Origin of the sequence: Robiginitalea sp. (assembly GCF_049588695.1) — a bacterium.
GTDB lineage: Bacteria > Bacteroidota > Bacteroidia > Flavobacteriales > Flavobacteriaceae > Robiginitalea.
On record NZ_JBAVZJ010000089.1, the window covers coordinates 1 to 7,865 of the forward strand.

At 47.5% G+C, this 7,865-nt stretch carries 9 protein-coding genes and 1 pseudogene; 8 read left to right on the plus strand and 2 right to left on the minus strand.

All coding sequences use genetic code 11. The features are described 5' to 3' along the window. From WBV75_RS01850 to WBV75_RS01860, 3 genes are all read left to right on the plus strand, one after another. Positions 1 to 1,080: ribonucleotide-diphosphate reductase subunit beta (locus tag WBV75_RS01850; protein ID WP_424118954.1), on the plus strand; the 1,080-nt coding region annotated here is incomplete at its 5' end. A 2-nt stretch (positions 1,081 to 1,082) separates the two neighbouring features. After that, a complete protein-coding gene (locus WBV75_RS01855; RefSeq protein ID WP_424118955.1) occupies positions 1,083 to 2,879 on the plus strand; it encodes a ribonucleoside-diphosphate reductase subunit alpha in 1,797 nt (598 codons plus the stop codon). Positions 2,880 to 3,023: 144 nt separating this feature from the next. Then, a complete protein-coding gene (locus WBV75_RS01860) occupies positions 3,024 to 3,623 on the plus strand; it encodes a hypothetical protein (protein WP_424118956.1) in 600 nt (199 codons plus the stop codon). Here WBV75_RS01860 and WBV75_RS01865 read toward each other — a convergent pair whose 3' ends face one another. Beyond that, complete coding sequence (locus WBV75_RS01865) at positions 3,624 to 4,460, minus strand: copper resistance protein NlpE N-terminal domain-containing protein (RefSeq protein ID WP_424118957.1); 837 nt, start codon at positions 4,458 to 4,460, stop codon at positions 3,624 to 3,626. A gap of 91 nt (positions 4,461 to 4,551) precedes the next feature. Beyond that, the gene (locus WBV75_RS01870) at positions 4,552 to 4,908 is read right to left on the minus strand and encodes a DUF4377 domain-containing protein (protein WP_424118958.1); all 357 of its coding nucleotides are present in this window, start codon (positions 4,906 to 4,908) and stop codon (positions 4,552 to 4,554) included. A 255-nt stretch (positions 4,909 to 5,163) separates the two neighbouring features. Here WBV75_RS01870 and WBV75_RS01875 point away from each other — a divergent pair, with 255 nt between their 5' ends. The 5 genes and pseudogenes from WBV75_RS01875 to WBV75_RS01895 all read left to right on the plus strand — a co-directional run. Further along, positions 5,164 to 5,334: a DUF6747 family protein gene (locus tag WBV75_RS01875; protein ID WP_424118959.1), complete on the plus strand. Its 171-nt coding sequence runs from the start codon at positions 5,164 to 5,166 to the stop codon at positions 5,332 to 5,334. 108 nt (positions 5,335 to 5,442) lie between these two features. Further along, positions 5,443 to 5,949 (plus strand): YybH family protein, encoded by a 507-nt coding sequence (locus WBV75_RS01880; RefSeq protein WP_424118960.1) that lies wholly within the window; start codon positions 5,443 to 5,445, stop codon positions 5,947 to 5,949. Positions 5,950 to 6,019: 70 nt separating this feature from the next. Continuing rightward, complete coding sequence (locus WBV75_RS01885; RefSeq protein ID WP_424118961.1) at positions 6,020 to 6,643, plus strand: class I SAM-dependent methyltransferase; 624 nt, start codon at positions 6,020 to 6,022, stop codon at positions 6,641 to 6,643. Between the two features lie 224 nt (positions 6,644 to 6,867). After that, entirely contained in the window at positions 6,868 to 7,038 is a 171-nt protein-coding gene (locus WBV75_RS01890; RefSeq protein WP_424118962.1) for a DUF6747 family protein, read from the plus strand. Between the two features lie 338 nt (positions 7,039 to 7,376). Further along, a pseudogene (locus WBV75_RS01895) lies at positions 7,377 to 7,865 on the plus strand (DNA polymerase IV); the annotation flags it as partial.

A 7,865-nucleotide genomic window follows, 5' to 3' on the forward strand; every position in this document is an offset into this window, starting at 1 on the left:
GAACAGGTCCAGGATATTGTGGAGGACAAACTCATGGGGAGCACCTTTCACGACGTAGCCAAGGCCTACATCATCTACAGGAATGAACAAACACGCAAACGGAAATCGGATGTCTTTGAGAAACGCATCAACCTCAAGCCCTATGAGTATCCGCATCTATACCAATATGTAGACGCCATTCGTCATTCCTACTGGATACACACCGAGTTTAATTTCACCAGTGATATTCAGGATTTCAAAACCCGGTTGAGCGAGGTAGAACGCAGCGCGATCAAAAATACCTTATTGGCCATTTCGCAGATTGAAGTAGCGGTTAAGACTTTCTGGGGGGATATTTACCATCGGATGCCCAAGCCCGAAATCGGGGCGGTAGGGGCCACTTTTGCGGAGAGCGAGGTACGCCACCACGATGCGTATTCCCACCTTTTGGAGATCCTGGGGCTCAACCACGAATTCAATACCCTGAAGAAGAAACCCGTGATTATGAAGCGGGTCCACTATCTAGAGACTGCGCTTAAAAATGCGAAGAGTGAAGATAAAAAGGACTACGCGGAGTCTATCCTGCTTTTTTCCCTGTTTATCGAACACGTTTCCCTCTTTTCCCAGTTCCTGATCATCATGGCGTTTAACAAACACCGCAATATGCTCAAAGGGATATCCAATGCCGTTGAAGCTACCTCCAAAGAGGAACAGATCCACGGAGATTTTGGAATTGACCTGATCAAAATCCTTCAGGATGAAAACCCGGAATGGTTCAGTGGGGAATATAAAGAGATGATCCGGAAAGTATGTGCACAGGCTTATGACGCGGAAAGCGAGGTAGTGGATTGGATTTTTGAATCCGGGGAACTTGAGTTCCTTCCAAAAGCCGTGATCCAGGAGTTCATCAAGAACCGCTTCAACCAGTCTTTGGAGAGCATCGGGATTGAGAAAATATTTGAAGTCGACGAAAACCTGCTGCAGGAAACAGAGTGGTTCGACGATGAAATTATAGGCACCAAGCACGGAGATTTCTTCGTGAAAAGATCCATTAACTACAGTAAAAGAACACAAAGTATAACCAGCGAAGACCTTTTTTAACTATGAGCGAGAACACTACAACCAACTTATCTGACGATTTAAAAAAAGTAAAAACCCCCGTGGTTGAAGAATTAATCCACGCTCGGAAGGAGACCTTGCAAGAGGTTAAAAATTCCGAAGAACCCGCTTTTGAATGGCTTACAGACCACAGCCGCCAATTCCTCGCTTCCGGCTACCTGCCTGAAGGGGTTTCGGCCGAGGAGCGCATCCGTGAGATCGCCGACAGGGCAGAACAGATCCTCGGGATCCCGGGTTTTTCAGATAAATTTTACAAATACATGGGAGAGGGATACTTTTCGCTGGCCTCTCCTGTATGGTCCAACTTCGGTAAACGCCGCGGACTGCCCATCAGTTGTTTCGGGTCGCATATAGACGACGATATGGGTAACATCCTCTTTACGCAGTCCGAGGTTGGGATGATGTCAAAACTTGGAGGGGGAACCTCCGGATATTTCGGAAAAATCCGCCATCGGGGAGCCCCTGTTAAGAACAATGGCTACGCCTCGGGCGCGGTCCATATCATGCAGCTTTTTGACAAGATGGTCGATGTGGTCAGTCAGGGTTCTGTCCGAAGGGGCCGGTTCTCTCCATATTTGCCCATAGAGCATTCGGATATTCATGAATTTTTAGAAATCGGAACCGAAGGGAACAGCATTCAACAATTGACGCACGGGGTAACCGTGGGAGATGAGTGGATGCAGGAAATGATTGACGGAGATACAGATAAGCGGGAGATATGGGCAAAAGTCCTTCAGCGTCGTGGGGAAATGGGCTACCCGTATATCTTTTTCAGGGATCACGCCAATAACGGCGCTCCTGCGGTGTATCGGGAAAATGAGCATAAGATCCACGCCAGTAACCTGTGTACGGAGATTATGCTGCCTTCTAACGAGAAATGGTCTTTTGTCTGCGTTCTGTCTTCAATAAACCTTTTGAACTACGACAAATGGAAGAACACGGATGCCGTGGAGACCATGGTTTGCTTCCTGGATGCCGTCCTGAGTGAATTTATTGAAAAACTGGAGAGTTATCGGGATTCTGAGGACCTGGAAGATCGTCAGACCTTTATGTTTATGGAGCGGGCCTACAATTTCGCCAAAGACAACCGGGCTCTTGGCCTGGGTGCTTTGGGATGGCACTCCCTGCTGCAATCCAAAAGGCTGGCTTTTGACAGCCAGGAGGCTTATGATTTGAACAGTGAAGTTTTCAGGACAATCAAAGAACGGTCTTACAAGGCCTCTGAAGACCTCGCCAAGCGTTTTGGGGAGCCTGCAGTCCTGAAGGGATATGGAAGGCGGAATGCTACATTGAATGCCATCGCTCCAACCACATCGTCGGCCTTTATCCTGGGGCAGGTTTCCCAGGGGATTGAACCGATCTGGTCCAATATTTACGTCAAGGATATCGCGAAGATCAAAACGACCATCAAGAATCCGTTCCTGATGGACATGCTGGAGGAAAAAGGGCAAAACACTCCGGAAGTATGGAGGAGTATTCGGGATATGGATGGTTCTGTACAACACCTGGATTTCCTCACCGAAGAGGAGAAGGATGTATTCCGAACGTATGCGGAAATCGATCAGCTGGCCATTATTTACCAGGCAGCTAACCGTCAAAACCACATCGATCAGGGACAGTCTGTTAATATTCTGGTACACCCCGATACACCGGTAAAGGAGATTAATAAGGTACATGTTTCGGCCTGGAAACTGGGTCTGAAATCCCTGTATTACCAGCACAGTATGAATGCGGCACAAAAATTCCGTCAGAAGAAGGATTGTGTGAGTTGTGAAGCTTAACCTGCGGCCTTTTGAGGTCTTTGAAGAGAAAAGCCGGACATTGCAATGTCCGGCTTTTTTGTTGCAGTCCCCTGGTCTTTTTACTACATTCAACAGACGGGTAAGACTGGGGGCATTCCCTGGAATCCCGCAACCTGTATAACTATGCAGTCTATAAAAACCTGCGAAATCCGTTGGTTTTACGAGCAGCCCATGGAGCACTTGACCGCTTTCTTTGGGCAACTCCCAGAGGGAGCTGCAACCTTTGAGGAGCGGACCGACACATACCTGATCCCGGTCCTCGAACAGGGGGTTGGCGTCAAAATACGAACAAATAGGATAGAGGTTAAATCGAGAAAAGGTAACCCGGTTCCCACAGAAATCGCCCCCGGCCTGAAAGGGTATCGGGAGACCTGGGTCAAGTACGGCTTTGTCCTGCAGGCCGATCAGGCAACGCATTTTAACCCCGTTGAAACACCCGATGCCTGGCTGCAGGTGCACAAAGAACGCCGGGCAACCCTGGTTGAGGTTTCCCGGGGGAACTGCAAATTTCACCCTATCGGAACCAATCTGTCAAACTGTGTACAATTGGAATATACCCGGGTTGGAATCCAAAACCGGTTTTGGTACACTTTTGGCCTGGAATGGCTCGCAGAAACCCCTGTGGAAATTCCTGCGTCTTTTTTTTACGGGATACTACCCCCGGAAAGCCTGCAACGGCAAGAGTCTATGAGTTATCCGTCTTTTCTCTATCAGCAGGTCTAGTTATTCTGTCACCAGTTTAAAACGCGCTAAGGGCGCCATACGGGCTTTATTCAGGCTCAAGACACCATCGGCAACCGTGTAATTGTCCACCTTGTTCATGACTTCATTAAATCCATCGGCAATTTCCATGTCCGGGCAAGCCATCATCGTTGAGGCCATACCCCTGCCAAAGGTAAGCCGATTTCCTTCCAGGATTTCATAGCTGCCCATTACGCGATTACAACTATCGTGCCCTGACACGCGACCGGAGGTACTGTCGAACATGAGGAAAGCCTGGCTGTTTTCATCTTCGAAGGTGATTTCTTGACCCATCAATTCGGTCAGCACCCATTTTTTATTTTCTAACCTTGCGTCGGTTTTGTTTTTCGTCAGTATATAGTTGTCTGCCAGATCTCCTGTAATCCGATTTCCTTCCCGATCCAGATGAAACAACATGTTTTCCCCTACCTTATACTCCTGGGTTTTACCATCCTCCAGAGCCAGAGTTACATTAGACCCGCTGTCGTCCCAGGTGAAATTCCCTTTTTCATTATGGGTTTCCCCGTCTTTGCCCAAATAGGTGGTGTTCCGCTCGAAGCTTCCATCTTCCATCAGGGTAAGTTCGGTCTGAATTCCCTCGCAATCCGCGCACGGTATGGTGCCTTTGTAGATTCCATTCCAGTCTACAGAAATTCGGCTGTTGTGGCCATCTCCGGTAAACTCAGTTGCCGGTGCTTCTTCTTCCGAAGTTTGGGTGGCCTCTGGCTTCTGATTTTCAGAGGCTTTGGGTTTGCATGAAGTAAATCCGATAAGGAGTACACTGCAACTTAAAACGGCAAGGTTAAATATTTTTTTCATCACTACGTCGGTTTAGGATTTTAGGGTTAATGTTTTTGGAAAGCTGTTTTTACATGTCTTGTGGGTAAATACAGCGATAGATTAAAAGTAATCATAAATCCGGTATTTTTTCTTCAACAGCAACTAAGATGTACCTGACGGAACTGATATCCGCCGGCATGTTTTCGGGGTCCCGTTTTTCCTCCCGTACTTTAATGCGGTACAAATAGCCGGGCTGGTAGTCAAAACCCTCTATTTCCGAATAGAAGAGCTGCCAGTCGGCAGATTCTGACTGACGTACCTCGAGGCAGTCCATTGGAGCAACCCCTTCACAGGGCACCTTTGAACTGTTTATCCAATATGTGATACCCGAAGCCTCGGTTTCGGAATTCGAAGACTTGCAGGAAGTCACAACAAGCAAAACCGCGAGTAGTCCGATCCCCCTAAAGTTAAAAAGTTTTGATGCCATCTTTCAAAAGTAATACTTATTGGTTTTAATCGACCGTGCCAATTCCCAAAACAGCTGTCGCAAGATGGTATTTGGACGATCGAAAACACACATTGCCGATAGAAAGAGAATTCCTACAAGTCCTTGTTTTACAATACTTCATCGATGAAATACACCGGGGATATGCCCTTGCCTGTTTTCCGTGTCATTCATCGACCGGGCCGATGAAAATTTTGAATTCGACATAGTTTTGAGGTGAATCCAAATCAGAAAGTTATGAGTACGCTCGCCCTTATAAAAGACATTTATATCAATGCATTCCGGAATATTGGCAACTTTATAGTCAAACGCTATTTCAAAGCCTTTTCCATCTTCAGTTTTGTCATGTTTTTGATTGTGCTTTACGCTTTTATTTACAGGGTGTATACCGGGTTTCCTTTCGAATAGGTTCTCCGGGTATCCCTCCCTAAAGGGTATCTTGTCTGAATTTATTATCTTGGAAAGAGATTGGGAAGCGCTAAAAGCTCCCAAAACCCAACCAAAATATATACAGACATGAAAAAGGCCATACCAGTAGTCCTGTTACTACTCATTTTCCTCTCGTGTAAAGGAGAGGAGTCCAAAGCTGTTGAGGCGGAGAAAAAGGCAGTCCATACCGAACGGGAATACAAAGAAGCCCTGGCGGCCATAGAGGAGGCGAATAAAATGATCAATATTCTCAACCGTGAAGGCAAGTTCGAAGAGGCCGGAGAATATTTTGCGGAAGATGTTATACAACTGATTTCGGGCCAACCGCCGATAAAGGGCCGTAAAGCGTGGGTAGCTGCCCAAAAGGAAGCCGCCAAACTCGGGGACTGGAACCTGGAACTCGAAGTGCTCGACTTTCAGTTTCTTGGGGACCATGCCGTAGAGCGGGGAAGGGGTGTCCAGAGCCTTGTAGCCAATGAAGACAGCCCGGTTCCCTCCATGGAACTCGTTGGAAATTACCTGGTCTTCTGGAAAAAACACCGCGACGGCTGGAAAATCCAATACGACTATGTAGTTGTGGAATCCCCGGAATAAAACTTTTCATTACTTCAGGAATCCATTTTCAGAAATTAAGTAACCTATACAAAGACAGGGATCTGTAGCGATGGCGGACGGAAAAGATCGAAAACAACACTGGGAGCACATTTACCATTCAAAACCCCTGGAAACGGTGAGTTGGCACCAGCCTGTACCTGCGACATCCCTGGAACTGATATCCCGCCTGAATGTACCCAAAGAAGCCCCTGTGATCGATGTTGGGGGTGGAGACAGCCTTTTGGCGGACCACCTGCTGGATCGCGGCTTCACGGACATCACGGTACTCGATATCTCGGGGAATGCCCTGGAAAGGGCCAGGAAGCGGCTTGGCGAGCGGGCCTCCACAATCCAATGGATAGAGGGGGATGTCACTCATTTCACCCCGGATCGCGACTATGTTTTATGGCACGACCGGGCGGTTTTTCATTTTTTGACCGAGCCCGGACAACAAGCGGCATATATCCAGCGCGCTGTGGCGGGTATCCGGCCCGGGGGGTCTCTTGTTTTGGGAACCTTTTCAGATCGGGGGCCTTTAAAATGCAGTGGGCTGGAAGTTCAGCGGTATTCCACAGAGGAATTAAAGGCCGCGATGCGACCGTACTTTAAGCCGGTTACCTGCCTGAATGTGGCGCACAATACCCCGTCGGGTAGTGTTCAGGACTTCAGTTTTTGTGCTTTTGTAAAGGTCTGAAAATGATAACCTCTCGTCTGGAATCCTACCCGAAATCGGGTCGTTGATCTATTATTCCTTGTCTTTAATCCAAAAAAATAAGGTTTTTTTGGCTCTGGCATACCTTCTGCACTTCTATGTGTAAAAGCAGGTGTTATGAAATGAGCCATAACAATTCTCAATACCAACCGAGATGGTTATTGGCGAATTGCATCTGACCTATTAAGAACAATAAAAATAAACAGATGAAAACGATTTACTTACTCAGAGCGATTTATCTGGAGGCTTTCCGGAGTTTGGGAAATTACCTGGTCAGACATTCTTTAAAGGTATTTGCGTGGTTTTGTTTTGCGCTTATCCTTATAGCGTTATATGCCTTCTTATTCCGGGTTTCCACGGGCTTTGCCTTTGTTTAAGAGCCGACAGGCACGGGTTTTAATGTGAAGTGGTTGCAGTGCGGATGGAGTAACGGATCGGTATGGGGTTTTCTGTCCACTTTGGAGGTTTGTAATTGCCCGGCCACCCAACCCTTAAAGTTAAACGCTATCCCTGCAATCTCTATGTCGGGAAATCACCGGCATCCCATTTTAAGTGGTAAGGCGATGGGTCAGAACCTTGCTGTACACCAAAAAAAACACACCACTTCAGCCCCGCCCCGTCCCGAATCTAAATATTAACACAAGTGAAATAGGAAAAAATCCAAAAAAAAGGAAATAATCCATAAATTAGCATCCCTTAATTTTAGAATCCTGAGATGCAAAAGACCATTCTTCATCTGGACCTCGATACATTTTTCGTCTCTGTGGAGCGAAAAATGGATAGCCGCCTGAAACAACGCCCTATTTTGGTAGGGGGGCTGAGTGACCGCGGTGTAGTCGCGGCGTGCAGCTATGAGGCCAGGGGGTATGGGATTCACTCGGGTATGCCCATGCGGATGGCCCGGGAACTCTGCCCTGAGGCTGTGGTGATTCGCGGAAACACCGCGACCTATAGCAAACATTCCGATGAGGTAACTGCCATTATCAAAGAACAGACGCCTTTGTTTGAAAAGGCGAGTATCGATGAGTTTTACGCCGACCTTTCGGGGATGGACCGGTTTTTTGGCTGCTACCGCTATGCCACTGAACTTCGCCAGCGGATTATAAAGGAAACCGGACTGCCCATTTCCTTTGGGCTTTCGGTTAATAAAGTGGTTTCCAAGGTGGCCACGGGGGAGGCCAAGCCCAATAACCAACTGCTGGTG

Coding starts and splice junctions, on each gene's coding strand:
- WBV75_RS01855 (WP_424118955.1), top strand. CDS start 1,083: ATGAGCGAGAACACTACAACCAACTTATCTGACGATTTAAAAAAAGTA.
- WBV75_RS01860 (WP_424118956.1), top strand. CDS start 3,024: ATGCAGTCTATAAAAACCTGCGAAATCCGTTGGTTTTACGAGCAGCCC.
- WBV75_RS01865 (WP_424118957.1), bottom strand. CDS start 4,460: ATGAAAAAAATATTTAACCTTGCCGTTTTAAGTTGCAGTGTACTCCTT.
- WBV75_RS01870 (WP_424118958.1), bottom strand. CDS start 4,908: ATGGCATCAAAACTTTTTAACTTTAGGGGGATCGGACTACTCGCGGTT.
- WBV75_RS01875 (WP_424118959.1), top strand. CDS start 5,164: ATGAGTACGCTCGCCCTTATAAAAGACATTTATATCAATGCATTCCGG.
- WBV75_RS01880 (WP_424118960.1), top strand. CDS start 5,443: ATGAAAAAGGCCATACCAGTAGTCCTGTTACTACTCATTTTCCTCTCG.
- WBV75_RS01885 (WP_424118961.1), top strand. CDS start 6,020: ATGGCGGACGGAAAAGATCGAAAACAACACTGGGAGCACATTTACCAT.
- WBV75_RS01890 (WP_424118962.1), top strand. CDS start 6,868: ATGAAAACGATTTACTTACTCAGAGCGATTTATCTGGAGGCTTTCCGG.